Consider the following 24,429-nt stretch of genomic DNA (forward strand, 5'->3'; position numbering starts at 1 on the left):
CCTCAGGAGGTCGGCAGCGGCTGCATTTCGCCCACCACCGTGGGGAGCAGCTCAGATACGGTGGGGTGAATAGGCACGGCCCTTTGTAGGGTGGTGTAGGGCTGGTCGGCGGTCATGATGTCGATCAGCCCGTGAATCGCCTCATCGCCGCCAACGCCCAAAATTGCTGCCCCAAGAATGCGCTGGGTTTCGGCGTCGGCCACAATTTTGATCAAGCCGTGGGTCTCGCCTTTCTCAATGGCGCGGCCCACTTTTGTCATCGGTCTGGTGCCCATCAGCAGGGGCCGCCCGGTGGCCCGCGCCTGGGCCTCGGTCAGGCCGACGCGCCCTAGGGGTGGGTCAGTGTAGAGGGCATAGGCGAGGATGCGATCGCTCACCCCTCGAGTCTCACCATCGAGCAGATTGGCGGCGACAATCTCAAAATCGTTGTAGGAGGTATGGGTGAAGGCACCTCGGCCATTACAGTCGCCCAAGGCCCAAATGCCCGGCACAGTGGTGCGGAGCTGATCGTCGACGGTGATGTAGCCGTGCTCGTCTGTGGCGATACCGGCGAGATCGAGGCCCAGATCGTCGGTGTTGGGCTGGCGCCCCACCGCTAGCAGGACGTGGCTGCCGATCACCGCGGGTTCGCCGTCGGTGCAGTCAAGGTGCACCGTCGCGCCGTCAGCATGGGGGGCAAAGGCAATGCATTCAGCCCCCGTGCGCACCTGCACACCCTCGGCTTCGAGCACGTCTCGAATTGCGGTGGATATGTCTTCATCCTCCCGAGAAACCAGGCGCGGGCCTTTTTCAACCACTGTTACCGCTGCTCCGAAGCGACGGTAAATCTGGGCAAACTCTAGGCCGATGTAGCTGCCGCCCACTATCACCAAATGACGGGGCAGACTGTCGAGCGCCAGCATGGAGGTATTGGTCAGATAGTTGATCTTCTCAATACCGGGCATTTTGGGTACCCGCGCCCGCCCGCCTACATTGATGAAAATTTGCGGCGCGGTCAGGAGTTCGTCGCCGACCCGCAGGGTGTTTGCGCTTTCAAAGCGGGCCTGACCATGGAACACGGTCAAGCGCTCCATGCTGCCGAGCCAGGCCTCTAGCCCACTGCGGGAGTTAGCGACTACGGTGTTAACCCGCGCCTTGACCTGGGCCATATCGACCTCAATCGCACCCGAGATCATCACGCCATAGTCGGCGGCGCGGCGGGCTAGGTGAGCGGCGTAGGCGCTGGCAACTAACGTTTTAGTCGGCGTGCAGCCGGTGTTGACGCAGGTGCCGCCGAACAGGTGTCGCTCAATCAGCGCTACGGTCATGCCCGCCGCAGTCAGCCGTCCGGCCAGGGGTGGCCCCGCCTGACCAGCCCCAATGATCAGCGCATCAAAGGATTGAGTCATTACAGCAGCCCCACGACTAAAACTGCGCCAACGATGGCGATCGCGTCTTCAATCAGCGCCGCCGGTAGGTCGCGGCCTAGGGCTTTAGCGAGCCGAGACCGGGCTGCCGCGCCGCCCAGAGTGCCAATTACCGCACCAACAGCACCGGCGATTAGTCCGCCCACCCACGTGCCGCTCGGTAGGGCGATCGCTGCCCCTGAGATAGCGCCGCTGAGAATGCGAGCCCCAAACTGAACCGGAACCTTGCGACTGGGGGTTGAGGGAAGTTGGTCGGTGACGAATTCGCCCAGCGCTAGCGCTGACAAAATCCAGGGGGTGAAGCGGTAGCCGAGGAAGGCGAGCCAACTGCCGTCGAGGTTGAGGTAGCCCAGGTAGGCGGCCCAGCTGACCGCAGCGATCGCGGTCATGGTGCGGAGACCGGCAATAACGCCTATCAGCAGCGCCAGGAAATAAACCATAGGGGCAGCCTCAACGGTTTTGCATCTAACACTTTTGCGTTTAACATGTTCGCCCAGCCTCCAAACTATTTAGCCCAGAATTTACAGATCGACCGGCTATTGCCTACGTTCTGCTGGTGCAAATTCTATTAACTAAAGATTAAAGAGGACTTGTCGTTACAGGAACTGCGATGGCGGAATCATGGCATACAACATCGGTGGAGTCAACGGCTGTTGTAATGAAAGCTTTAACTCATTTAGATATCGTTACTCTTGATATCCCAGTAGTAACTAGAGATGCCTATTGGATTACCGAACTAAACTTAGCCAAAGAGTTTGTTTGGGTGGGCTACTCACCTCAGAAAATGACTAATTTACAGAGACTTCTAACGGGTTGTACTCAATCTCAACCTTGTCCCCATACTGAATATTTGCTATTGGTGGGGCAATTATTTCAAGAATAGATGGGTTTTGAAAGTTGCGTTTTTTGGTCTCTGGGTGCGGGTAATATATCCAGCAATTATAGACTGAGGCTTGAAACAAAACTCGACAGCGAGAAAAGGAAAAGTCTTCGGGAGGATGGCGATCGGTCCACTCGATCTGGCGAAAGGTAAGTTCGGGATTGGTGAGATTAAAGGTGCTAGGGCTAATGGAAATATTGAGCGTTCCCTTAAAATATTCTGTTAGGTCTAGCCCTAAAGCTTCAAAAAACGGCGTTTGCATTTCGATTGTCCCACTAGGATAGGGACTATCCGCAGCAGCGCCGGAAGCTACTTGGTGGCCATGCTCTAAGACGCCACTTACCGTTTGCCAATGCCTATTAGTCATCTTAGAGATACTTCGCTATGTCCACGCGATCGCTATACCGGTTCACGAACGGATTAGGTACATTAGAATGCCTATTGTATAAGCGTAGAAGATAGAGAAATATCTTCTACGCCAGCGATAAGTAATATTATATAATTTATAGTAAGTAACTATGCAAGACCAAGGTCAAGAAGCATCACTTGAAAAACTAGACAAAGAAGGCGATGAGTTTTTGAGCAAGAGTAATAACTCAGCGAGAGTCAGCATCTTGCACAATTCTCCCTTGCTGGTTGCTGTGTTTGGAGGATGGATCACTTTGCTTGGTGGAGTATTTACAGTAGCTTTGCAAGCTAATGCTCAACTAGAGTTAGAACGACAAAAAGCAGAAGCCGGAATTCAATTGGAACGACAAAAAATTGAGTTTTCGCTGATACAGAAAGCGTTAAGCAATCCAAGCCGAGAAGAAGCAGCGAAAGAATTGATTTTCTTAGTTGATACGGGAATTATTCAAAGCCTTGATGCTTCAAGAATTAGAGAAAGAGCAGAAAATCCAGAGTCTTTGCCTTACGGTCAAGACATGTCATCACTTTTAGAAGAAGCCATGAAAAGCCTAGAAGATTCTATAGAAGAACTGCCTCAATGATCTAACTAATTTGATTTAGTCAGCCATAGAGTGGGCTAACTTAGGTGCATTCCACTTCTGCAATAAGCCCAATGCTTAGGCACCAACCCATGAGAATCAGGGTAGTTGAAAAGGCTCTTATCCCTAGGCTTTCAAACTGAGATGCACTGATCAGCATTAAACTTCTTTATTCGCAACGCGATCAAGCGGGTTTAAAGTCAATAGTCAACCCTACAGCGCTGAGTACAACCACAAAGGTTTCAAGAGTTGGGTTTTCTCCTTCTGTTAAAACCTGTTGCAGAGGCTTACTGAGGGCATCAGCACTGTTTTCTTGCGTGACCTGCCTAGCTTCAACCACATTCCTTAGGGCCAGCACAAAAGCTTCCCGGTTGCCATCTTTCAGCGTTTCGTCTAAAGCTGTCTTGAGGTACAGGGCCGCATAGTCTGGGTTAGCTAACCTCACCAGCAAGTCAGTTCGATAATCTTTCACTGGCATCGAATCACCCCTCCCGCTGTTCACTCTGATACATTGCCCAGAACTGTTGCGCCGTCCGAATGTCTTTATTCTGACCTTTCTTATCGCCGCCGACCAGCAATAGCACAACTCGTCTACCTGCTAAACCATAGTAAACCCGATAGCCTGGGCCAAAAAAGAACCGTAGCTCGTAAACTCCTTCGCCAATGCTTTTGCGATCGCCAAAATTTCCTAGACTGACCCGGTCAAGCCGAGCATCTATTCTGGCTTGGGTTTGAGCATCGAGATTTGCAAACCATGTATCAAAGGGACAAGTCCCTTCTGGTGTAACGTATTTTTGAAGTTCCCACTGCCCCTGACTCATGGATGCCCTGGTTCTTAAAGGCAAAGAACCCCGAATTCTTTAAACCCGGGGTTCTTCATACAGACTAACGCTCCTCTTGCTCTATCGCTCGGTGAGCTTCGTCAGCAGGGTGTTTGACCGCTCCACAAAGGTCTTCATGCCATCGGCATCAAAGCCCTTTTGAGCCATCAGCGCCGTGTCGTAGACCTGGTTGCAGATCATCTTCGCCAGGTCACCAGCGGGTGAGCTACCGCCGTCGGCACCAATAATTGTGCTCTGGCTCAGCCCCAGCAGGTTTTGAATCAGCGGGTGGGCCGTATTCACCATCAGCACGTGGTCGTCGGGGAACTGCATCTCCTGCTGTTGAATCATCGCCATGGTTTCCTGCATGCGGCGGGCTTCCTCAGGCAGCAGCACCATGGCCGGGGGTGCGCCTTCGCCCTTCAGCGCCTGGGGTTTGACGTTGACGCGGGGACGGTTGATCGCCTGCTCAAACATCTCCTTGATTTCGTCGTTGCGGGTTTTGTTGGTAGCTGGGTCAACGATTTCGCTCTGCTTTTCTTTATCGAGCAGAGTGTCGTCCAGATCCGCATCGACGCGCACAAATTTCACGTCGGAATATTCCCGCTCCAGGGTAGGAATAAAGTGGGTGTCGATGAACGAATCCATAAACAGCAGTTCCAGGTCCTGGCTCTTGAACAGCTGGATATAGGTGGCCTGGGAAACCTCATCGGTGGCGTAGAAGACGCGGTTTTCGTGCTTGTCTTTGTTGCGCTCCAGATACTCACTCAGGGTGGTATAGAAGTTGCCCTTGGCGTCGGTGGCGGGCTTGTTGTCCGTCACTTCTGACCAAGCATCACCTTCCTCGGTTTGTACCTCCACCTTAGCGGCCTCTTCCCCATCGCCTAGCTTGGCGGTGGTGCGGAAGATGAGGATGTCTTTGACCTGCTCCTTAAACTTGTCGTCGTTGAGGGAGCCAAACTTGACAAAATTGCCCAGGTCTTGCCAGCTGGCAATGTACTTGGCGGGGTCGTCGCGGTACAAGGCCTTGAGGCTGTCGCCCACTTTCTTGGCAATGTAGTCGGCGATGCGGCGCACGGTGCGATCGCCCTGCAAAAAGCTGCGGCTCACATTCAGCGGAATGTCGGTGCTGTCGATCACGCCGCGCAGGGGCAGTAGGAATCGGGGCACCACCTCTTCGCAGTTGTCGGTGACAAACACCTGGTTGCAGTAGAGCTTAATGCTGCTCTTGGTGATGTCGATGTCGGGCTTGAGTTTGGGGAAGTAGAGAATGCCGTTGACCACGAAGGGGTAGTCGGTGTTGAGGTGAATCCACAGCAGCGGGTCTTCCTGGAAGGGGTAGAGGTAGCGGTAGAACTCTAAATAGTCTTCGTCGGTGAGGCTGCTGGGCGACTGCTTCCAAGGGGCTTCGTGCTTGTTTACGACTTCGCCGTCGATCTTGATCGGCACCGGCATGAAGTCGCAGTAGGTTTTGATCAACTGCCGAATGCGGGCGGGCTCCAGATATTCTTCTTCGCCCTCCATCAGGGTGAGGGTGATGGTGGTGCCGACGGTAGTGCGATCGGAGGCGCTCAGCTCAAACTGGGTCGAGCCGTCGCAGCTCCAGTGCACCGCTTCGGCACCGTCTTTATAGGAGAGGGTGTCGATCTCGACCGTGGAGGCCACCATAAACGAAGAGTAAAAGCCCAGACCAAAGTGACCAATGATTGGATCTTCGGCGGCGCTGTCTTTGTATTTGGTGATGAACTCCTCAGCGCTGGAGAAGGCCACCTGGTTGATGTACTTTTTGATTTCCTCGGCGGTCATGCCGATGCCGGTGTCGGAGATGCTGAGGGTCTTCTTGTCTTTGTCGAATTTGATTTCAATCTCGGGAGCGCTGATGTCGCCAGAGTATTCGCCCGATCGCGCCACCATGGAGAGCTTTTTGATGGCGTCGACGGCGTTGGAGACCAACTCCCGCAGAAAGATTTCGTGCTCTGAGTAGAGCGCTTTTTTGATGATCGGAAAAATATTCTCGGTATGGATCGAGATATTACCCTGTTCCAGAATCGTCGTCATGGCGGTTCGGTGGTGGTTCAGCTATGGGTTACTTAAGGGCAATTTTTGACCGAAATGACAGATTTCACAAGCGGCGATTCCTGTACTGAGAGGTTCGGTTGACCCCACTCAGCAGGACAGAGAGTGCTTAAAGTAACGGTTGAAGCCTCAAATAAGGCTGTCTGCCCCCAAGATTTGCCGCCCTCTCTCGGTATGGAAAGTTATCTGTGAGCCCCACCAAGCGAAAGCAATCCGTCCAGCCTACGGTCTGTCGCTTCATCAACCCCATGGAGATGGCTAGGTTAGCAGCCGTTCTGCGTTGGGTACATGGTGCAGGGCATGTGACCAGCTCATTTTCCAACGTGAGGGTCGGTTCGGCGGCGATCGCCCATGCGGTTGCCCGCACCCTAGTTGTCGTCTGCTTTCAGGCTATGCAGCTGCGATCGCAGACCCTCGGTTTTGACCAAGAACTCATGGTATGGAGTGAGTCTCCACCGCTGACCTAGGTCATATATCTCGGTTTGCCAACAACTTCTAGGAGGGGCAAAAATAATCAAAAAAACTAGTCTTGTGATGACTCATTACTCTAAATTTGTCCTACGTGATTAGCCTAAATGTCACTTAAAGACAGGTCTATGCTCTGTCAAAGACGCTCCGTTTGACCAATTAATAAACGGCATTATTGCCTGTGTGATGGCTCTGTATAACCTATCGGAAGCTAATCTTAGGAGCGCGTTTCCTCTCGCCATGGTTTAGATTACCGATTCCAAGGCGCGAATCTTGTGCTTAGCAAATGAGAATTTTGCTACCCAAATTTTTCTTTTATCTTAAGCAGAGGTAGTAGAAAAACGTTACTTTAAAAATTGATTAAATAGCTGCCAAGCGCTGAGCCAGCAGGTTAAGAAAAGTAAGGATGTATGTCGGATTTAGGCCCAGACAGCTTTCACTTGAGAAGATCAGTCACTCTGGCTAGTTCTTGGCTAGCCGACTTCGGCTGCCAAGCAGGTTTTATTGAGGACTGGGAACCTTAAGAGCAGAGATGGCGGCGCTGATAAGCCAAGACTAAGCATTACAAATCGTTAAGTGTCTAGAGCGCAAACCTATAGCTATAGATGCAGACCCTGTTGGCACGGACAACGCAGCAATCAGAAACTATGAACAACGTTGCAGGAGACTTGTCGGCGCAGCAGCAAAGAGGGATAGCCCAGCGGAGTTCTTTTGGGCTAATTGTTCTGCTGATTTTAGGGGCTCTGGGAAATTATTTTCGCTGGTCATTCTTTTTTCATATTGACTTTCTCTTTGGCACAATCGCCGTGTGGCTTGTGCTTAGCTACTATGGCGTCCGCTGGGGCGCAGTGGCAGCGGTAGTGGCTTCCAGCATCACCTATTTTCTTTGGAAGCACCCCTACGCCATTGTTATCTTTATCGCCGAATTTTTATTTGTCGCGTTTTTTTATGCTCGCCACTCGCGGCGTAACCTGGTGCTGGTCAATGCCATTTATTGGGTGCTCATCGGCATGCCGCTGGCGTGGTTATTTTACTCCCTGGTGTTAAGAGTAGACCCCAACCAAACCCAGATTATTATGCTTAAGCAGGGGGTCAATGGCATTTTTAATGCCCTGGTGGCTAGTCTGCTGCTGTCCTATACCCCCATTCACCGCTGGATAGGACGGCCCCAGGCGGCTAGCGCACTATCGCTTCAGCAAACCCTGTTTAACCTACTGGTGGCCGCTGCTTTTTTCCCAACGCTGATTTTGATGGCGCAAGATAGCCACGGGGTTGTAGTCAAAGTTGTGGCCCAGGAGCAAATTCAACTCAACTTATTTTCCCAGCCCTTGGCAGCTCGCATTGAGGCTTGGTACGACCGCCACGTTCAAGCGACCACGGCTCTGGCCGACATTGCTGCTCAGGCAGCGGGGCCTTCACTCTCTCTGCAGGACCAGGGAACCCTGCAAGCCCAGACCAAAACCATTCAAGCGCTGACTCCAGATTTTCAGCATTTAGTGGTCACCAACGGTGCCAATGAGATTGTGGCCGAGGCCGCCAGTGACCATGGCCCTCCCCATGCGCTCAGGCTACCTGACCCGGGCCAAGTTGCTAAGGACCTTGGGCCATCCCTATCCCGCGATCGCCTGGGAGACGACTCGGCTCAAGACAGTACCGTGCTGCTCAGCCAGCCCGTGCTCAACCAGGGCCAAGTGCAAGGTCGCGTCTGGGGCGAGATCGATCTGTCTCCCATGAAGGACATGCTGGCAGAAACCGCCGATCTGAACTTTCAGGTGACGTTGGTCGATCAAAACCAGCAGGTGCTGCTGAGCACAAATCCCGAGCGGGCCTGGAGCAGCCCCTTTGACCTGCGCCAAACCGGCGAGGTGGTGCCCTTGAGTGAGGGTGTTTATCACTGGCTGCCGACCGACGGTAGCCCTCTATACGTCACCCGCTGGCGCAATTCGTGGTTTGTAGAAGAATTGTCCCTGCCGGCTATTGCCGGGTGGAAGCTGATTGTCGAGTCACCAGCTCAGCCCCACGTTCAACCGGTGCAGCAACAGCACACCAGAAGTTTGTTCATCTTGCTGGTGGTCACGGCGCTGACCCTAGCCATTGCGCACTGGCTCAGTCAGCGGTTTGTGAAACCGCTGTTTGAACTGGCCCAGGTGACTACTAACCTGCCGACCCAGGTGCAGGAGCGCCGAACGATTCAGTGGCCCACCAGCCCGTTGATAGAGCTGCGATCGCTGGTGCAAAACTTCCAGCAGATGGCCACCACCCTGACTCAAAAATTTCAGGAGTTGCAGCAGGCCAAGCAAACCGCAGAGGTGGCCAACCATGCCAAAAGCGAGTTTTTGGCCAACATGAGCCACGAGCTGCGTACCCCCCTCAACGCTATTCTAGGTTTTACTAACTTGCTGCATCGCCAGCCTACCCTAGCCCCCCACCGGTCGGAGCTCGACTTGATCAGATCTAGCGGCGAGCACCTGCTTGACCTCATCAACGATGTGCTTGACCTGGCCAAGATTGAGGCTGGGCGCATGACCCTCAATGTCGCTGCCTTTAACCTGCCCGACTTTATTGCCAACCTGGAGAGTGTGTTCTTGTTGCGGGCCCAGGCCAAGTCGATTGGCTTCACCGTTGAGCGCGGCGCTGAGCTGCCGCAATTTGTTCAAGCCGATGAGCGCAAGCTGCGCCAGGTGATCATGAACCTGCTCAACAACGCGATCAAATTTACCGAGGTGGGGAAAGTGACGCTGCGGGTTTTGTGGTCTACTCAGGGGGACGGTTGGCTGCGCTTTGAGGTGATCGATTCTGGCTTCGGTGTTGCCCCTGAGGAGATGAATCTACTGTTCCAATCGTTTTCGCAAACTGAGTCTGGGCGAGGTAGCAACGAAGGCACTGGCCTAGGGCTGCGCATTTGCGATCAGCTAGTTCGGCTGATGGGAGGCACTATTGAGGTGCAAAGCCAGCCTGGTCAGGGGTCACAGTTTACAGTGCAGGTGCCCATGCAGGGGGCGATCGCCGAGCCGCTGACGCTGCCCCCCTCAACCCGTCAGGCCACGGGGCTGGCTCCTGGCCAACCGCCCTATCGGCTGCTGGTCGTCGATGACCAGTTCAGCAATCGCCGGTTGCTGATGCAGTTGTTAAGCGATCTGGGGTTTGAGGTGCGCGAGGCCTGCCATGGTCGGGAGGCGATCGCCCAGTGGCAAGGCTGGCAGCCCCATCTAATCTGGATGGATATGCGCATGCCGGTGATGGACGGCTATGAGGCCACCCGCCAGATCAAAGCTCAGGTGCAGGGGCAGGCCACCGCCGTCATCGCCCTCACCGCTAGCGTCTTTGACGAAGAAAAATCGCTGGTACTGTCGGCGGGCTGCGACGATTTTGTTCGCAAGCCGTTTCAGCCGATGGTAATTGTTGACAAGCTGGTACAGCACTTAGGGGTGCAGTTTGTGTATGCCGAGCCCCCGGCCCTGGCTCCCATCGCTGAACCGGTTCCCTGTGCGGCGGGTAGCCTAGATATGATGCCCCAGGACTGGCGCGATCGCCTTTACCACGCCGCTACCCAGGCCGATCAAAAAGCTCTGTTTCACCTGCTCGATGCCCTACCGAGCGAGCAGAATCCCCACCGCCAAGTTTTGCAGAGCTGGGTAGCCAACTTCCAATTTGACAAGCTGATGTCCCTCTGCCGGCGCGAAGATGAGCGAACGCCCTAACCCCAAGCCCACTATTCTGATTGTCGATGACATTCCCGACAATCTGCATCTGCTGACTCGGGAGTTGGGGGAGCAGGCCTACGAAACGCGGGGCGTCTTGACGGGAGCTATGGCCCTCACGGTGGCCCGCTCAACCCCCATCGACTTGATTCTGCTCGATATTATGCTGCCCGATACCGACGGCTACAGCGTCTGTGAAACCCTCAAGGCTGACCCCGCTACTCGCGATATTCCGGTTATTTTTATCAGCGCCCTCGACGAAGCCCTCGATAAGGTCAAAGCCTTTGCGGTGGGCGGCGTGGACTATATTTCTAAGCCCTTTAAAACCGCAGAATTGATCGCCCGGGTCAATACCCAGCTGAGCCTCCGCCAGGCCCAGCGTCAGCTGCAGCAGTTTAACCAAGCGCTAGAGGATCAGGTGCAGCAGCGCACCTATGAGTTGGGGGCGGTCAACCAATCGCTGCTGGCTGAAATTCAGGTACGGCAGCAGATTGAGCAGGATCTGCGCAGCAGCGAAATTCGCTATCGCCTGATTGCCGACAACATGAGCGATTTGGTCTGCCTGCACAACACCCAGGGGGAGTTTTTATACGTCAGCCCGTCGGTTCAAACCCTGTTGGGCTATGCCCCTACTGACCTAGTCGGTAAGCGCCTCCAAGATTTTTGCCACCCGGCCGATAGTCACTGCATTCAGCTACAGTTTCAGCCCTTGTCGGGGCAGGGCGAATTGAGCACCAGCTGCTATCGGTTTCGGTGTCAGTCGGGCCACCACATCTGGCTCGAAACCCTGGCTAAGCCAGTGATCAATGACGCGGGCGCGATCACCGGCATTGTCACCAGCTCGCGGGATGTGAGTCGCCGGGTCGAAGTCGAGCATCGGCTGCGCCATGATGCCCTGCACGACGCCCTCACCCACCTGCCCAACCGCGACTGGTTGGCCCAACGCCTGGAGCTGGAGCTGATGCAGCGCAGCTGGTATGGCGGCGATCGCTTTGGCCTGCTGATGGTTGACCTCGATCGCTTCAAGGCGGTGAACGATAGCCTGGGTCACCTGCTCGGCGACCAGCTGCTGGTGGCGGTGTCCAACTTGCTCAAGGGCTGCGTCCGCGATGTCGATATGGTGTCGCGCTGGGGCGGCGACGAGTTTGTGATTTTCCTCGAAAAAATTACCGACACCAATGAGGTGATTCAAGTAGCCAATCTCATCCAGGCCACGCTTGAAAACCCGATCGCCCTCGACGGCAAAATTATCTTTACCTCCGTCAGCATTGGCATTTTGATTGGCGATGGCTCCTACGCCAACAGCAACGACATTTTTAGGGATGTAGATATTGCCCTCTACCGCGCCAAGGAGATGGGGCGCAACCGCTACGAAATTTTTAGCCTGGAGATGTACCAACAGGCGATCGCCCGGCTCAACCTTGAAAACGAGCTGCGGCTAGCCATTCAGCAGCAGCACTTTGTGGTGCATTACCAGCCGATTGTGTCGCTTGAAACACGCTCTTTGCTGGGGTTTGAGGCCCTGGCCCGGTGGCAGCACCCCACCCAGGGGCTGATCATGCCCGGTGAGTTTATCGACTTAGCCGAAGATACTGGGCTAATTAAGCCCCTCGGTGGGCAAATTTTGCGTCAGGTATGCGAAACCCTGAGCCAGTGGAGTGCCGCTCACCTCCTAGACGATGGGTTTCAGATCAGCGTCAACGTGTCGGGGCAGCAGTTTCGCGACCCAATCTTTATTCACACCGTCGATCGGATTTTGGCCGATACCGGGGTAACGGGTCGCTGGCTCAAGTTTGAAATCACTGAGCGCGTTTTGCTGGAGCAGTCAGAGAGCATTGCCCGTACCCTGGCGGCAATTCGCAGTCGCGGCATTGAGCTCAGCATTGATGACTTTGGCACCGGCTACTCGTCCCTGCGCTACCTCAGCCAGTTTTCGCTGCAAACCCTTAAGATCGATCGCTCCTTTGTCAACCAAATGCAGCCCACTCGCCAGGGCATTGTGCAGGCCATTGTCGATCTGGCCCACAACCTGGAGATGACTTGTATTGCCGAAGGGGTCGAAACCGAGTTGCAGCTGACCCAACTGCTCAGCTTGGGATGTGAGGCGGCCCAGGGATATTTTTTTGCTCGCCCCCTGTCCGTAGAGGCGGTGACCCAGATGCTTGCGGGCGATCGCAAGTTGCCTTAACCCCGGCTAGTCAGGGCGCTTGGGCCAGCTATTGGCGCGAAGATTTTGGGCGGCTAGCTCTACGGTTTCAGCAATGCGGCGATCGCGGGTTTCGGCCCGTTTGGCGCTGGCAATCCATTCCAAAATGCCCCGCTTGGCCGAACGCGGAAAAGCCTCAAAATTGGCGCTGGCCAGCTCATTCTCCGCCAAAGCCAACGCCAGATCCGCTGGCACCTCCAGTCGCTCAATCGCATCCAGCAGCTCCCACGAGCCGTCCTGTTTCGCCGCCTCAATCTTCGCCAGCCCCGGCGGCATCATTAGCCCCGCCTCGATCAGGGCGGCAATCCGCTTTTTGTTGAGCGCCGACCAGCCCGTGCCCGACTTGCGCGGAGCCACCCACAGCATGGTGCGCTCATCGTCAAGCCTGTTGCCCTTGCTGTCAATCCAGCCAAAGCACAGCGCTTCTTCCACTACCTCATCGTAGGAAACGTGGGGCTTACCCGACCGTTTCTTGTAGGTGATCAGCCACAGCCCCTCGCTGCGAGTATGGTTTGCCGTTAGCCACGCTCGCCACTCAGCGCGGCTTTCAACTTGAATAGAATTTTCGGGCGCTTCGATCGCCATGGCAGTCAGGACAAGTCATCCTCAAGTCTCAGCATACTCAATCCACCCATTGTGCTACTTCAGCAACATCCCAACCCATCCACCCATCCACCCATCCACCCATCCACCCTCCTACCCGCCCACCGGCCTACCCCTCAACGGCTCCGCTCGTTCATACTCAGTCGATCGCCCAGCTGCCGAATGGTTTGGGCCAGATCCAAATCGCGCTTCAAGAGTTTCTCAATTTTGGTGTAGCTATAAAGCACCGTTGTGTGGTCTTTGCCGCCAAAGGCATCGCCAATTTTGGGCAGACTGAGGTCGGTGTGGCGGCGCATTAGATACATGCCCACCTGGCGGGCCTGGCTGATCTCCCGTCGTCGCGAGGACCCCTTCAAATCGTCCACCGAGACGCCGAACTTCTCCGCCACCACTGCCAGCACCGAGCTGGGCGAGGCCTCAATTTTATCTGCCGGAGGATTCAGCACCGCCGTCAGGTGTTCGACGGTCATGGGCAGGCCCGAGATCGAGGTGTAGGCGAGGGCGCGAATCAACGCCCCCTCCAGCTCGCGAACGTTCGAGGTGTAGCTGGCGGCAATATACTCAAGCGCCTCGCGGGGAATCTGCACCTGCTCGTACTCCGCCTTTTTTTGCAGAATGGCAATCCGGGTCTCGTAGTCGGGGGTCTGAATGTCGGCAATCAGGCCCATGGAAAACCGCGAGATCAGCCGGTCTTGCAGCCGCATAATCTGGTTGGGTGGCCGGTCTGAGGCCAGCACAATCTGCTTGCCCGCCTCGTGGAGCGTGTTGAAGGTGTGGAAGAACTCCTCCTGGGTGTACTCCTTGCCCTCAATAAACTGAATGTCATCCACCAGCAAAATGTCCACATCCCGGTAGTGGGAGCGAAAGTGCTGCATGCTGTCGCGGCGAATGGCGGTGATCAGATCGTTGGTGAACTGTTCTGTGCTGACGTAGGCTACCCGCGCCTGGGGAGCAATCTCCTGCCGATAGTGGCCGATAGACTGCATCAGGTGGGTTTTGCCCAGGCCCACCCCACCGCACAAGAACAGCGGGTTAAACTCGCGCCCTGGTGACTCTGCTACCGCCAGAGCCGCCGCATGGGCCATGCGGTTGTTGGCTCCCACCACAAAGCGCGAAAACACCGCCTTGTGGTTGAGGTCGTTGTAATTCTCCCGGGTCGAGGCGGGCGGGTCCGCCGGCATGGCTCGGGTGGGCAACGCTGGAGCCGAGCGAGCGGGCAGGGTCGGGGTCGAGGCTGGCCAGTTGACCTCAGCCATGGGCCGCAGCGCCGCTGAGCCATCATCCCCATCGGGCACCACTGTTACCTGAAGCTCAATAGCCTTGCCCAAAATATTGTTGACGACTTGGGTGATGGTGCCAGCGTAGTGCTTTTGTACCCAGTTGCGGGAAAAGGGGTTGGGGGTCGATATCACCAGGGCGCGATCGCTCAGGGTTTGCGCCTGAGCAGGCTTAATCCAGGTTTCAAAGGTGGGGCGGCTCAACTCCGCCTGAAGCTGGTTAAGAACCTCTTCCCACAACCGATTCAGGGCCTGGTCCACGGTTTACCTCGTAAATAACCGCTGCCCGAAGGCAGACATCGCGCATGATGAGCTAATCGGGCTACCACTCCCTAGCCCGCTAGCATTCTGATGCCAGAACTGGGGCTTTCCAGGGCAGTGGAACCGTTTGTCCCGAACCTTGACCGCAGACTGGGAGAGCCCAGTGCAGACAGCCATCGTGAAGATCTATAGGGTACTAGATATACAGATAAAAAATGTCCCTGATTCTACATATAGCGTTTTGGTAAAACTTGGATCCAGTACTACCCCAGTCAGCGAGGCATTAGAGGCGTCCCGCTGGTCTATTGAACCATATGACCCTAGCCTCTGGGGGAAGATATATACAATGGCTACAATATTGCTCAGTTAACCCCGACTCCGGCTCACTCTTTGACCCCTAAGGCCTATTCATGACCACCCCAAAATCGTCGCCAGAGCCATCCCCGACCCCGCTGCTAACCCTAGGCCATCCGGTGCTGCGCCAGGTCGCCCAGCCTGTGGCTGCGGTGAGAGATGAGGCTATACAACTGTTGATTGACCAGTTGTTGACAACAGTCCGCACCGCCAACGGCGTTGGAATTGCCGCCCCCCAGCTCGGCCACTCGCTAAGGATACTGGTGATCGCCTCGCGCCCCAACCTGCGCTACCCCCACGCCCCTTTGATGGAGCCGACGGTGCTGGTCAACCCCCGTCTGGTGTCAGCCAGCGATGAGCTAGAGCTGGGCTGGGAGGGCTGTCTCAGCGTACCGGGGGTGCGGGGCCAGGTGCCGCGCCATCAGACCGTTGAGGTGGAATACTGCGATCGCCATGGGCAACCCCAGCGTCAGATTTGGCAGGGCTTCGTCGCCCGTATCTTTCAGCACGAAGTCGACCATCTAGACGGTAAGGTGTTTCTTGACCGAGTACAGTCTGAGGCTCACCTCCTGACTGAAGACGCCTATCAGGCGATGGAAATTGCCGCTTTGGGCTAGGGGTTGCCCAAGCTTTACCTGGCCCGATCGGTTCCTTGGCGCTAGGCCAATTAATTCTTGACGGACTGTATTGCAGAATGCAACGGCCCTGGCCCGGTTTTGAAAAACATTCAGCAGAATCAGGGCCGCCCTGGGTCGCTCAGTTACCCTGATACCTCTGGTCAGATCATTTCTGCTCCAGACTATCTGGCCGACTAAGGCCAAAGGAAACAGCGTGAGTTCTCACCCTCAGCCCCGCATTGTCCACCTCGACATGCTCGACACCGACTACGCCAAAATAGCGGCCGGGGAGCCCATCCCCGAGGCAAAAAAGCAGCGACTCTCCCAGGACAGCTACGACTTTACCCGTCTGGGTCAGCACATTGCCCGCTACCGCCACGGCGGACTTGACGAGCAGGGGCAAGACGACATTCTCTGTACCCTAGGCACCACCGCTGGGCTATTTACCCTGGCCGATGTTGAGGATATGAACGATCGCCTTCGTCAAACCGGCCGCTTTTACCTCACCCCCGGCGAGCGTCAGCAGGTGATCAACTGGTTGGTGGATGAACTGGGGGTCGATTTAGAGGGCGAATAGATTGAGTTTTCGGCAAGAGCGCCTGTGCTACGTCTGAAGCCTGAAAGCTGAGAGTAGCTCTGCACCCAACAGCGGTAACTGTCCCTAGGCGCCATAGAATTATATCTGGCCAACGAATAGATTGCCGCCCGCCGCCTGTGACTCAATGTAAACGAGTATTTCAATCGGGTTACAACCCGCACGAGCGGGCCAAAATGCCTGAAATCCCGTGATACGATTCATCCGTAGCTTTTTGCAAGAGTGGAGTAGGTATCCTTGGTACTTCGGGTAGCAGTAGTAGGATCAGGTCCAGCAGGCTCCTCGGCTGCTGAGACATTAGTCAAAGCCGGTATTGAAACGTACCTGTTCGAGCGCAAGCTCGACAACGCCAAGCCTTGTGGTGGGGCCATTCCCCTGTGCATGGTCGAAGAATTTGATTTGCCGCCTGAAATCATCGATCGCCGCGTGCGCAAGATGAAGATGATCTCCCCCTCAAACGTTGAGGTCAACATCGGCGCCACCCTCAAAGACGATGAGTATATTGGCATGTGCCGCCGCGAGGTGATGGACGGGTTTTTGCGCGATCGCGCCGCCCAGCATGGCGCCAAGCTGATTAACGGCACCGTTCACACCCTCGAAATCCCCACTACCGAGACGGGAGCCTATACCCTCCATTACACCGAGCACCGCGAAGATGGTCTGGTGGGTGACAACAAGTCGCTCCAGGTAGACCTAGTAATTGGGGCCGATGGGGCCAACTCCCGCGTCGCCAAGGCGATTAAGGCTGGCGACTACAACTATGCGATCGCCTTCCAAGAGCGCATTCGCCTGCCTGAAGACAAAATGGCCTACTACGAAGACCTGGCCGAGATGTACGTGGGTAACGACGTTTCCCCCGACTTCTACGCCTGGGTGTTTCCCAAGTATGACCACGTCGCCGTGGGCACCGGCACCATGCGGGTGAACCAGGCTAAGATCAAGGGCCTCCAGGCGGGCATCCGGGCCCGTGCCGCCAAGCGTCTAGAGGGTGGCGAAATTATCAAAGTAGAAGCCCACCCCATCCCTGAGCACCCCAGACCCCGTCGCGTTGTCGGTCGCGTGGCTCTGGTCGGCGATGCCGCCGGTACCGTCACCAAGTCCTCTGGTGAGGGCATCTACTTCGCCGCCAAGTCGGCCCGCATGTGCGCCGAAACCATTGTGGAATTCTCCAACAACGGCCAGCGCATCCCTACCGAAGATGACCTCAAGGTTTACCTGAAGCGCTGGGATAAGCAGTACGGCATTACCTACAAGGTGTTGGATCTGCTGCAAACGGTGTTCTACCGTTCCGACGCCACCCGCGAGGCTTTCGTCGAAATGTGCTCTGACATTGATGTACAGAAGCTCACCTTTGACAGCTACCTCTACAAAACTGTGGTGCCCGCTAACCCCCTGGTGCAGATGAAAATCACCGCCAAGACCATGGGCAGCCTGATTCGCGGCCATGCGCTAGCGCCGACTCGGAGCTGGTAGTGGGCGATCGCTCAGTTTCTTTCTAACCCCCTAGGTTGACTGGCTTTGGCAATAATTTGTCAAAGCCAGTTTTTGTATTTTTAAGACTTTCAAAAACCTGGCGTCTTAGCTTCTCCTATACCAAACCCAAACTTTGCCGTGCTGCTTGTCGTACCTCAGCACACAGCTCATACATTTCAGTCGCGACTTCCTCATCGGCGAAAAAGCCTGGATATCGCACTTCAACAGCAGCCATTGTTAGGTCCGTCAGTGCCTTTTCCCACTGCTGCCAGGTTGGTTCAAGCGGCAGCAGAGATTTCAACAAGACACGTAAATCGTGGATCTTGCTGAAGGAAATATCGGCTTCATAGAGGCGAGCTTTGAAGTACTTTTCGACACACTGCTGAGCATGAAAGCAGACGGAATCATAGTTTGGAGCTTGAGTGGCCTCAAGTTCTCGCCCAGCAGTAATAAAATCTCCTTCAGCTTTATCAACCCACTCTTGGGTACGCGGCTTCATGCAAGACCCTACCTTTCTCACAAATCTCTTGGATAAAAAAGTCTCCCAGTTCAAGGCGTTGTCGTAATTGCTCAGGAGTTCGGGCCATTAAATCGACCGCAAAATCGGGATCAGTAACCCTAAGAATTTCTGAAGCCTTGCGAAACGAATGGCCTTCAAAGGGTAAGACTACTAAGAGATCTACATCAGAATCTTCGGTGGGCTCGCCATAGGCATAGGAGCCAAACAGAATAATACGATCGGGGTTGAACTGCTCAGCAATTTGCCAACCCAGTGCTTCGATTTGCTGCATGTCAACCATGGGTTGTCTCCAGCTGTTTCACCAATTCTGCCACGGCTGCCATCAATAAAAAAGCTGGAGAGGCCGAGAACTTCCATAAAAAAATGGCTCTTGAGAATCTAGAGTCCCAAAAGCCATTTTTTAAGCAAATAAATCTCCGCTGAATTGACTTATTTACCCATGCCGAGCTGCTGGGCTTTCTGGTACACCTTACCCTCGGTCAGTAGTGAGGGAGCAATCACGACCTCTACCTGCTGCATCTCCTTCAGGTCTTTGGCACCTAGGGTGCCCATGCTAGTTTGCAGCGCCCCTAGGAAGTTGTGGGTGCCGTCGTCTAGTCCGGCGGGACCGCGCAGAATTTGCTCCAGACTACCGGTGGTGCCCACTTTGATGCGGGTGCCCCGGGGCAGCACCGGGCTGGGAGTGGCCATCCCCCAGTGGAAGCCGCGACCTGGCGCTTCGGCAGCGCGGGCAAAGGGTGAGCCAATCATCACCCCATCAGCTCCGCAGGCGATGCACTTGCAAATGTCGCCGCCGGTAACCAAGCCACCATCGGCAACGATCGCCACATAGCGCCCAGTTTCAGCAAAGAAATCGTCGCGGGCGGCAGCACAGTCGGCCACAGCAGTCGCTTGGGGAATGCCAATGCCCAGCACCCCGCGGGAGGTACAGGCGGCACCGGGGCCAATGCCCACCATGACGGCGGCGGCCCCAGCCTTCATCAAATTGAGGGCGACTTCGTAGGTGACGCAGTTGCCCAAGATCACCGGCATGGGCATCTCAGCGCAGAAAGCGGCCAGATCGAGGGGGCTAATGTCTGCCGGAGACAGGTGGGCGGTAGAGACTACCGTGGCCTGCACAAACACTAGGTCTGCACCGGCTTCGGCCACTGTCGTGCCAAACCGAGCCGCCCCAGCGGGGGTGAGGCTCACGGCAGCCACCCCGCCTCCGGCCTTAATGGCTTGAATACGCTTGGTGATCAACTCGGGTTTGATCGGTTCGGCGTAGAGGGTTTGCATCAGACCAACAAACTCCTCTTTGCCCACCGAGGCAATTTTGTCGAGGATGGGGTTGGGGTCGTCGTAGCGGGTTTGAATGCCCTCTAGGTTGAGCACACCTAAGGCCCCAAGCTCTGAGAGCCGAATGGCCATGCCCACATCGACTACGCCATCCATAGCGCTAGCGATAATGGGAATCTCACGCTCAATGCCGCCAATTTGCCAACGGGTGTCGGCCAGACTTGGGTCCAGGGTGCGAGGCCCAGGCACCAGGGCAATTTCGTCAATGCCGTACGCTCTACGGACTACTTTGCCACGACCAAGTTGTATATTCACGTCCCTACTTTACCCTCTGGGCCAAAACCATTAGGTTAGCCTAGCAAAAAAGAATTCTCGCCGTACAGCTATTGGGCTGAACCCCACTGATACTGGGGATACAGTGGTGAGTGATAAGATCTGATAGGTCTGGGCGCAGAGCAATATGTTTAACGAGGTAAAAAACTGGTTGTGAATTTGTCATCGCTGACGTTTTTGCGCAAAATGCGATCGCCCCATCGTCAGTTTGCCGTGATTGGTTTAGGGCGGTTTGGACGGGCAGTGTGCGCTACCCTCAACAACCTGGGTTACGAAGTGCTGGCTGTCGACACCAACGAGGTCCATGTCAGCCAGGCTCTAACTGACCAGATTGCTGCCCATGCCCTCCAGCTCGACAGTACCCAACCCTCGGCTCTCCGCGAAGCGGGCATCACCGACTTTGATACGGTAATTGTGGCAATTGGCAACTATGTCGAAGAAAGCATTATCACCACCCTCAACCTAAAGGAAGCGGGGGTTAAAAACGTAGTTGCTAAGGCGTCCTCAGAGATCCACGGTAAGCTGCTCGATCGCGTCGGCGCCGATCATGTCGTATTTCCAGAGCACGAGATGGGCTGTGAGCTGGCGCGATCGCTGACCACCCCCGGCATTCTCGATCGCTTCGATATCGATCCTAATCACTGCATTGCCGAGATCATCGTGCCCCAGGCCTTTGATCAAAAAACCATTGTTGACCTCGACCTGCGCAACCGCTACGAGCTCACCCTGTTGGCGATCAGCCAAGACAACGAGCCCGACCAGTTTGAGATTAACCCCAGCCCTGTCACCCGGCTTAAAGCAGGAGGGCTGATGGTAGTAATCGGCAGCAATAAAGGCCTAGAGCGTCTACCGGTGTAGCCCATGCGCGTGATTGGACTAATTAGCGGCACCTCTGTTGACGGCATTGATGCCGCCCTGGTTGAGCTGGAGGGGCAGGGCTACGACCTAACGGTGTCGTTGATTGAGGGGCTGACCTACCCCTACCCCGACGATCTGCGTCGGCAGATTTTGGCGCTGTGTGCGGGGGAAGCGATCGCCCTCGACCAGCTAGCTGCCCTCGACGATGCCGTGGCTGAGACCTTCGCGGCGGCGGCCCAGGCGCTAACTGCCCAAGCTGGCCCCGCCGACCTGATTGCCTCTCACGGGCAGACGGTGTTTCACCGTCCGGTGGGTCGCCCGGCACTGCCCGATCAGGGGCCAACGCGGCTGGCCTATACGCTGCAACTGGGGCGTGGGGTGGCGATTGCCCAACAGACTGGCCTGCCTACGGTCAGCAACTTTCGTCAAGCTGATGTCGAGGCTGGGGGCGAAGGAGCACCGCTCGCGCTGATCGTCGATCTCTGCTTGCTCAGCCACCCCACCGAGCGGCGCTGCGTGCAAAACCTGGGCGGTATTGGCAATGTCGCCTACCTACCCGCCTGGAATCGCCAGGACAGCGCACCCAAAGTGCTGGGCTGGGATACAGGACCGGCCAATTCTCTGATTGACATAGCGGTGCACAACCTATCGGCAGGGGCGCTCACCTACGATGTTGACGGTGCTTGGGCGGCCCAGGGCAAGCCCTGCTTACCGCTGGTCAGTCGGTGGTTGGCGCACCCCTACTTCACTCAGCCGCCGCCAAAATCTACCGGGCGTGAGCTGTTTGGCTGGGAATTTTTCAAGCATTGCCGTCAGGATGCCCAGGAGGAAGGACTAGGGCCGCAGGATTTGGTGGCGACTCTGACCGAGTTCACCGCGGCCTCGGTAGCCCACGAGTACCGCACCTTTTTGCCTGCCCTACCCGATCGCCTGCTAGTGTGCGGCGGCGGTAGCCAAAATCCAGTGCTGATGGCGCGGCTTCAGGCGCGGCTGCCTGAGGTTGTGGTGCAGACCACCGACGCGGTGGGATTGTCAGCTAGCTATAGGGAGGCGATCGCCTTTGCGGTACTCGGCTACTGGCATCGGCAGGGTTTTCCTGGCAACTTGCCCACAGTAACTGGAGCCAGTCGCTCCGTTGTGCTTGGGCACGGCAATGATATTGCCCCGCCTCGCTAGGTTAAAGGGTTGACGAGGCCCATACCCCAGTCTGAGCAATAGGGCGTATGCTTGAGAGGCACGGGACAGAGGACAGCGGGCTATGCCGGACATCAGCAGCGACACAACCGATGTCCCAGGCTATGTCAAAGGCTGAGGGAGCATTGTGTGGACCATAGCTTTTTAATTGAGCCTGGCCGGTGGACGCTCCAGGGCAGCTGGATGGAGCGCGATCGGCTGCCTACGCCAGTGAAAGGTAAAATTCTAGTCGCCTGGAGTCGCGACGACTGGTTCACGATGGTGATGAAGCTGGCTTTGCCCGATACCCAGCCCAACGAGATGGCGCTTCAGTACCGAGGTCGGTTGACCAGCGGCGACTGCCAGTATACTTTTGTGCTGCAGCACAGCCTGCTGGGTCGGGTAGAAGGCGAGGGCTGGGTGGCTCCTGACTCGATTATTCAGCGCTATTGGGCTCTGGGCGATCGCCAGCGCCGCACAGGGTTTGAAACTCTATATCGCCTGGATCACGATCGCTACCACCTCTCTAGCGGCATTATGACCGGCCACTATCTGACCAGCGCTATGGAAGCGACCCTTCACCTGCAGGGAACCTCAACACCAGGGATGTAAACGACCTCTCTATAAGTGCTTTCAGGAGAATGTACTACAGTGAAAACAACACCTTTTAGACGCAGCTGGGCATATTAACTCTATGGCCCTTAGCTGTGGGCTGAGCCCAACCCGAGGTATTGCGGGGTGCACAATTGAGATAGATGTTAGTCAGCAGGACGTTGGCGGGCACCATCATTTCCTGGGCTAACACTACGGATGCCACGATTGGGCTAGCTTCGGTTTGTTGGCCTGCTTGCCAATGAACAGCTCATTGAGTTGAGTAGAGGAGTTAGGTTTTGGGCTTTAGATCTATCGCCGCCCCTAGTTTAGACTCTGCTTCGCTGCACACCCCTTGCCTTGCCTGCCCCTCCCTGCCTTCTGGCTAATACCGTTCTATGGCTGACTCCAACCTGGGCTGTAAACTGGCAAATCGCTACGAATTACTAGAACCGATTGGCCAGGGTTCGATGGGTCGGGTGTATCTAGCCGAAGATCTGCTGCTGGGCAGCGTGAAGGTAGCCATTAAGCTGCTTTCCCAAACCTTGCCCGGCGAAAAAATGCGCGATCGCTTCATGCAGGAGGCCATGACCTGTGCTCAGCTGGGCCAAAAAAGCATCCACGTCGTGCGGGTTACCGACTATGGCGTCAGCGACGAAGGGGTGCCTTTCTATGTGATGGAATATCTACAGGGGCAAAGCCTCAGCCATCTGCTCAATCTTCAGCCCTTGCCTATGCCTCGATTTTTGGGTCTGATCCGACAAATTTGCTTAGGTCTTCAAACTGCCCACGAAGGCATTATTCTCAAGACCCAGCCTGAGCCGGTGCCCATTATTCACCGAGACATCAAGCCCAGCAACATCATGATTGTGCAAGACCCTACTTTAGGGGAACTGGCGAAGATCTTAGACTTTGGCATTGCCAAACTCATGCAGGTCGATAGCGATCAGACCAACTGCTTTATGGGGACTCTGGCCTACGCTTCTCCTGAGCAAATGGAAGGTCGCGAACTCGACGGTCGTTCCGACATCTACAGCCTTGGGATCATGATGTTTCAAATGCTGACTGGCCATCTACCCCTCCGGGCCAGCAGCCATACCTTTGGCGGTTGGTATAAGGTGCACCAGACCCAGTCGCCCAAGTTGATGAGCGAGGTGGCCAGCGGCATTAAAATTCCTAAGCTGCTCGAAGACTTGGTGATGAGCTGTATGGCTAAGCTTGCCGAGGAGCGCCCCCAGAGCACCCAGGAAATTTTGCAGATTCTAGAGCCGCTCCAATCCCGCTACGTCAACGGTTTTCGCATTAGCCAGCGGATTAGCACCACCCTCAACCGGGTGCCGGTTACTCGCCAGCCGACGGCCACCGAATCGCTTAAGGACGACCAGGTTTGCAAGCTAACCGTGTGGCCTGCCGCTAAGCCCATAGCCGAAATTGTTTTTCCTCACTCGCTGCCCACCAGTCAGGGACCACTGGCTACCCTATGGGCGATGATGCCCGAAACTGAAATCAACCGGCGGCTGGTCAGCACCCGCTACAACACCTTTATCTGCACCATGGCTCCCCATCCCATGATGCTCTGGCTAACGGTGCTCTACAGCAGCTCCCATGGCGCGCGCTGGCTGCCCTGCTATCTCGATCTCAAAACGGCTTTGGGCCAGGATATGGCCGGGCTGCTGGGCAAAACTGGCACCTATAAGCTGCTGCTCTTTGCCCTGGAGAACCCGCGCCCCTGTGCCCATGTGTTGAGCTGTAGTGTCTCTGACCCCCAGCGCAGTCTGCTCCAGGAGTGGGCGCTGACCGCTCGCAGTCGCCCCTCTACCGGGGCGATCGCCACCAGCCGCGACCTGTTGCGCAATGAACTACAGACCAAGCTTAAAGCCAAGGTGCTGCAAAAGCTGGAGTCGATCTACGTCGATACAGGCTCTAGCCTCTCTGACTGAAGCCCCAGACCT

22 protein-coding genes are annotated in these 24,429 nt (G+C 55.7%); 12 read left to right on the top strand and 10 right to left on the bottom strand.

The window, feature by feature from the left end:
• Positions 1-2 precede the first annotated feature (2 nt).
• Positions 3-1,388 carry an FAD-containing oxidoreductase gene (locus H6F75_RS23635; protein WP_190755125.1) on the bottom strand — a complete coding sequence of 462 codons (1,386 nt, stop codon included), beginning with the start codon at positions 1,386-1,388 and terminating at the stop codon, positions 3-5.
• Positions 1,388-1,846 (bottom strand): DUF4126 domain-containing protein, encoded by a 459-nt coding sequence (locus tag H6F75_RS23640; RefSeq protein ID WP_190755127.1) that lies wholly within the window; start codon positions 1,844-1,846, stop codon positions 1,388-1,390. The genes H6F75_RS23635 and H6F75_RS23640 overlap by 1 nt, the downstream gene beginning before the upstream one ends.
• A gap of 170 nt (positions 1,847-2,016) precedes the next feature.
• On the opposite strand from H6F75_RS23640, the gene H6F75_RS23645 reads away from it, so the two are divergent.
• Both H6F75_RS23645 and H6F75_RS23650 read left to right on the top strand, forming a co-directional pair.
• Entirely contained in the window at positions 2,017-2,289 is a 273-nt protein-coding gene (locus H6F75_RS23645; RefSeq protein WP_190755129.1) for a hypothetical protein, read from the top strand.
• Positions 2,290-2,804: 515 nt separating this feature from the next.
• On the top strand, positions 2,805-3,275 hold the full coding sequence (locus tag H6F75_RS23650) for a hypothetical protein (protein WP_190755131.1): 471 nt from the start codon (positions 2,805-2,807) through the stop codon (positions 3,273-3,275).
• 181 nt (positions 3,276-3,456) lie between these two features.
• Here the strand turns inward: H6F75_RS23650 and H6F75_RS23655 are convergent, their stop codons facing one another.
• The 3 genes from H6F75_RS23655 to htpG all read right to left on the bottom strand — a co-directional run bounded on the left by H6F75_RS23655 (position 3,457) and on the right by htpG (position 6,151).
• Positions 3,457-3,750 carry a transcriptional regulator gene (locus H6F75_RS23655; protein ID WP_190755133.1) on the bottom strand — a complete coding sequence of 98 codons (294 nt, stop codon included), beginning with the start codon at positions 3,748-3,750 and terminating at the stop codon, positions 3,457-3,459.
• Positions 3,751-3,754: 4 nt separating this feature from the next.
• Complete coding sequence (locus tag H6F75_RS23660) at positions 3,755-4,093, bottom strand: type II toxin-antitoxin system RelE/ParE family toxin (protein ID WP_190755135.1); 339 nt, start codon at positions 4,091-4,093, stop codon at positions 3,755-3,757.
• Between the two features lie 81 nt (positions 4,094-4,174).
• Positions 4,175-6,151, bottom strand: a complete 1,977-nt coding sequence (gene htpG, locus H6F75_RS23665; RefSeq protein WP_190755137.1) for a molecular chaperone HtpG — start codon at positions 6,149-6,151, stop codon at positions 4,175-4,177.
• Positions 6,152-6,471: 320 nt separating this feature from the next.
• On the opposite strand from htpG, the gene H6F75_RS27905 reads away from it, so the two are divergent.
• The 3 genes from H6F75_RS27905 (at position 6,472) to H6F75_RS23680 (ending at position 12,526) form a co-directional block, all read left to right on the top strand.
• A complete protein-coding gene (locus tag H6F75_RS27905) occupies positions 6,472-6,636 on the top strand; it encodes a hypothetical protein (RefSeq protein WP_206754695.1) in 165 nt (54 codons plus the stop codon).
• 648 nt (positions 6,637-7,284) lie between these two features.
• On the top strand, positions 7,285-10,338 hold the full coding sequence (locus H6F75_RS23675; protein ID WP_190755141.1) for an ATP-binding protein: 3,054 nt from the start codon (positions 7,285-7,287) through the stop codon (positions 10,336-10,338).
• Entirely contained in the window at positions 10,322-12,526 is a 2,205-nt protein-coding gene (locus tag H6F75_RS23680; RefSeq protein ID WP_190755143.1) for an EAL domain-containing response regulator, read from the top strand. Before H6F75_RS23675 ends, H6F75_RS23680 begins: the two co-directional genes overlap by 17 nt.
• 6 nt (positions 12,527-12,532) lie before the next feature.
• Here H6F75_RS23680 and H6F75_RS23685 read toward each other — a convergent pair whose 3' ends face one another.
• Together H6F75_RS23685 and dnaA are read right to left on the bottom strand one after the other, a co-directional pair.
• Positions 12,533-13,129 (bottom strand): YdeI/OmpD-associated family protein, encoded by a 597-nt coding sequence (locus H6F75_RS23685; RefSeq protein ID WP_190755145.1) that lies wholly within the window; start codon positions 13,127-13,129, stop codon positions 12,533-12,535.
• 134 nt (positions 13,130-13,263) lie between these two features.
• Positions 13,264-14,685, bottom strand: coding sequence for a chromosomal replication initiator protein DnaA (gene dnaA, locus H6F75_RS23690; RefSeq protein WP_190755147.1), 1,422 nt, complete (start codon positions 14,683-14,685; stop codon positions 13,264-13,266).
• A gap of 410 nt (positions 14,686-15,095) precedes the next feature.
• On the opposite strand from dnaA, the gene def reads away from it, so the two are divergent.
• The 3 genes from def (at position 15,096) to chlP (ending at position 17,724) form a co-directional block, all read left to right on the top strand.
• Positions 15,096-15,656 carry a peptide deformylase gene (def, locus tag H6F75_RS23695; protein WP_190755149.1) on the top strand — a complete coding sequence of 187 codons (561 nt, stop codon included), beginning with the start codon at positions 15,096-15,098 and terminating at the stop codon, positions 15,654-15,656.
• 214 nt (positions 15,657-15,870) lie between these two features.
• Entirely contained in the window at positions 15,871-16,233 is a 363-nt protein-coding gene (locus H6F75_RS23700; protein WP_347710701.1) for a hypothetical protein, read from the top strand.
• 255 nt (positions 16,234-16,488) lie between these two features.
• On the top strand, positions 16,489-17,724 hold the full coding sequence (gene chlP / locus H6F75_RS23705; protein WP_190755151.1) for a geranylgeranyl reductase: 1,236 nt from the start codon (positions 16,489-16,491) through the stop codon (positions 17,722-17,724).
• A gap of 115 nt (positions 17,725-17,839) precedes the next feature.
• Here chlP and H6F75_RS23710 read toward each other — a convergent pair whose 3' ends face one another.
• The 3 genes from H6F75_RS23710 to H6F75_RS23720 form a co-directional block, all read right to left on the bottom strand.
• Positions 17,840-18,223 (bottom strand): HEPN domain-containing protein, encoded by a 384-nt coding sequence (locus H6F75_RS23710; RefSeq protein ID WP_190755154.1) that lies wholly within the window; start codon positions 18,221-18,223, stop codon positions 17,840-17,842.
• Complete coding sequence (locus H6F75_RS23715; RefSeq protein WP_190755155.1) at positions 18,195-18,524, bottom strand: nucleotidyltransferase domain-containing protein; 330 nt, start codon at positions 18,522-18,524, stop codon at positions 18,195-18,197. The genes H6F75_RS23710 and H6F75_RS23715 overlap by 29 nt, the downstream gene beginning before the upstream one ends.
• Positions 18,525-18,673: 149 nt before the next feature.
• On the bottom strand, positions 18,674-19,837 hold the full coding sequence (locus H6F75_RS23720; RefSeq protein ID WP_190755157.1) for a GuaB3 family IMP dehydrogenase-related protein: 1,164 nt from the start codon (positions 19,835-19,837) through the stop codon (positions 18,674-18,676).
• Positions 19,838-20,008: 171 nt separating this feature from the next.
• Here H6F75_RS23720 and H6F75_RS23725 point away from each other — a divergent pair, with 171 nt between their 5' ends.
• From H6F75_RS23725 to H6F75_RS23740, 4 genes are all read left to right on the top strand, one after another.
• Positions 20,009-20,713, top strand: coding sequence for an NAD-binding protein (locus H6F75_RS23725; protein WP_190755159.1), 705 nt, complete (start codon positions 20,009-20,011; stop codon positions 20,711-20,713).
• A 3-nt stretch (positions 20,714-20,716) separates the two neighbouring features.
• Positions 20,717-21,889, top strand: a complete 1,173-nt coding sequence (locus H6F75_RS23730) for an anhydro-N-acetylmuramic acid kinase (RefSeq protein ID WP_190755161.1) — start codon at positions 20,717-20,719, stop codon at positions 21,887-21,889.
• 147 nt (positions 21,890-22,036) lie between these two features.
• Entirely contained in the window at positions 22,037-22,498 is a 462-nt protein-coding gene (locus H6F75_RS23735) for a hypothetical protein (protein ID WP_190755163.1), read from the top strand.
• A gap of 377 nt (positions 22,499-22,875) precedes the next feature.
• Entirely contained in the window at positions 22,876-24,417 is a 1,542-nt protein-coding gene (locus tag H6F75_RS23740; RefSeq protein WP_190755165.1) for a serine/threonine-protein kinase, read from the top strand.
• The last annotated feature ends 12 nt before the right edge of the window (positions 24,418-24,429 follow it).

Origin of the sequence: Nodosilinea sp. FACHB-131, assembly GCF_014695395.1 — a bacterium.
Taxonomy (GTDB): Bacteria; Cyanobacteriota; Cyanobacteriia; order Phormidesmidales; family Phormidesmidaceae; genus Nodosilinea.

What these genes read in the sequence shown, in the direction of transcription:
- H6F75_RS23635 (WP_190755125.1), bottom strand. Translation starts at nt 1,388, where the DNA reads ATGACTCAATCCTTTGATGCGCTGATCATTGGGGCTGGTCAGGCGGGG.
- H6F75_RS23640 (WP_190755127.1), bottom strand. Translation starts at nt 1,846, where the DNA reads ATGGTTTATTTCCTGGCGCTGCTGATAGGCGTTATTGCCGGTCTCCGC.
- H6F75_RS23645 (WP_190755129.1), top strand. Translation starts at nt 2,017, where the DNA reads ATGGCGGAATCATGGCATACAACATCGGTGGAGTCAACGGCTGTTGTA.
- H6F75_RS23650 (WP_190755131.1), top strand. Translation starts at nt 2,805, where the DNA reads ATGCAAGACCAAGGTCAAGAAGCATCACTTGAAAAACTAGACAAAGAA.
- H6F75_RS23655 (WP_190755133.1), bottom strand. Translation starts at nt 3,750, where the DNA reads ATGCCAGTGAAAGATTATCGAACTGACTTGCTGGTGAGGTTAGCTAAC.
- H6F75_RS23660 (WP_190755135.1), bottom strand. Translation starts at nt 4,093, where the DNA reads ATGAGTCAGGGGCAGTGGGAACTTCAAAAATACGTTACACCAGAAGGG.
- htpG (WP_190755137.1), bottom strand. Translation starts at nt 6,151, where the DNA reads ATGACGACGATTCTGGAACAGGGTAATATCTCGATCCATACCGAGAAT.
- H6F75_RS23675 (WP_190755141.1), top strand. Translation starts at nt 7,285, where the DNA reads ATGAACAACGTTGCAGGAGACTTGTCGGCGCAGCAGCAAAGAGGGATA.
- H6F75_RS23680 (WP_190755143.1), top strand. Translation starts at nt 10,322, where the DNA reads ATGAGCGAACGCCCTAACCCCAAGCCCACTATTCTGATTGTCGATGAC.
- H6F75_RS23685 (WP_190755145.1), bottom strand. Translation starts at nt 13,129, where the DNA reads ATGGCGATCGAAGCGCCCGAAAATTCTATTCAAGTTGAAAGCCGCGCT.
- def (WP_190755149.1), top strand. Translation starts at nt 15,096, where the DNA reads ATGACCACCCCAAAATCGTCGCCAGAGCCATCCCCGACCCCGCTGCTA.
- H6F75_RS23710 (WP_190755154.1), bottom strand. Translation starts at nt 18,223, where the DNA reads ATGAAGCCGCGTACCCAAGAGTGGGTTGATAAAGCTGAAGGAGATTTT.
- H6F75_RS23715 (WP_190755155.1), bottom strand. Translation starts at nt 18,524, where the DNA reads ATGGTTGACATGCAGCAAATCGAAGCACTGGGTTGGCAAATTGCTGAG.
- H6F75_RS23730 (WP_190755161.1), top strand. Translation starts at nt 20,717, where the DNA reads ATGCGCGTGATTGGACTAATTAGCGGCACCTCTGTTGACGGCATTGAT.
- H6F75_RS23740 (WP_190755165.1), top strand. Translation starts at nt 22,876, where the DNA reads ATGGCTGACTCCAACCTGGGCTGTAAACTGGCAAATCGCTACGAATTA.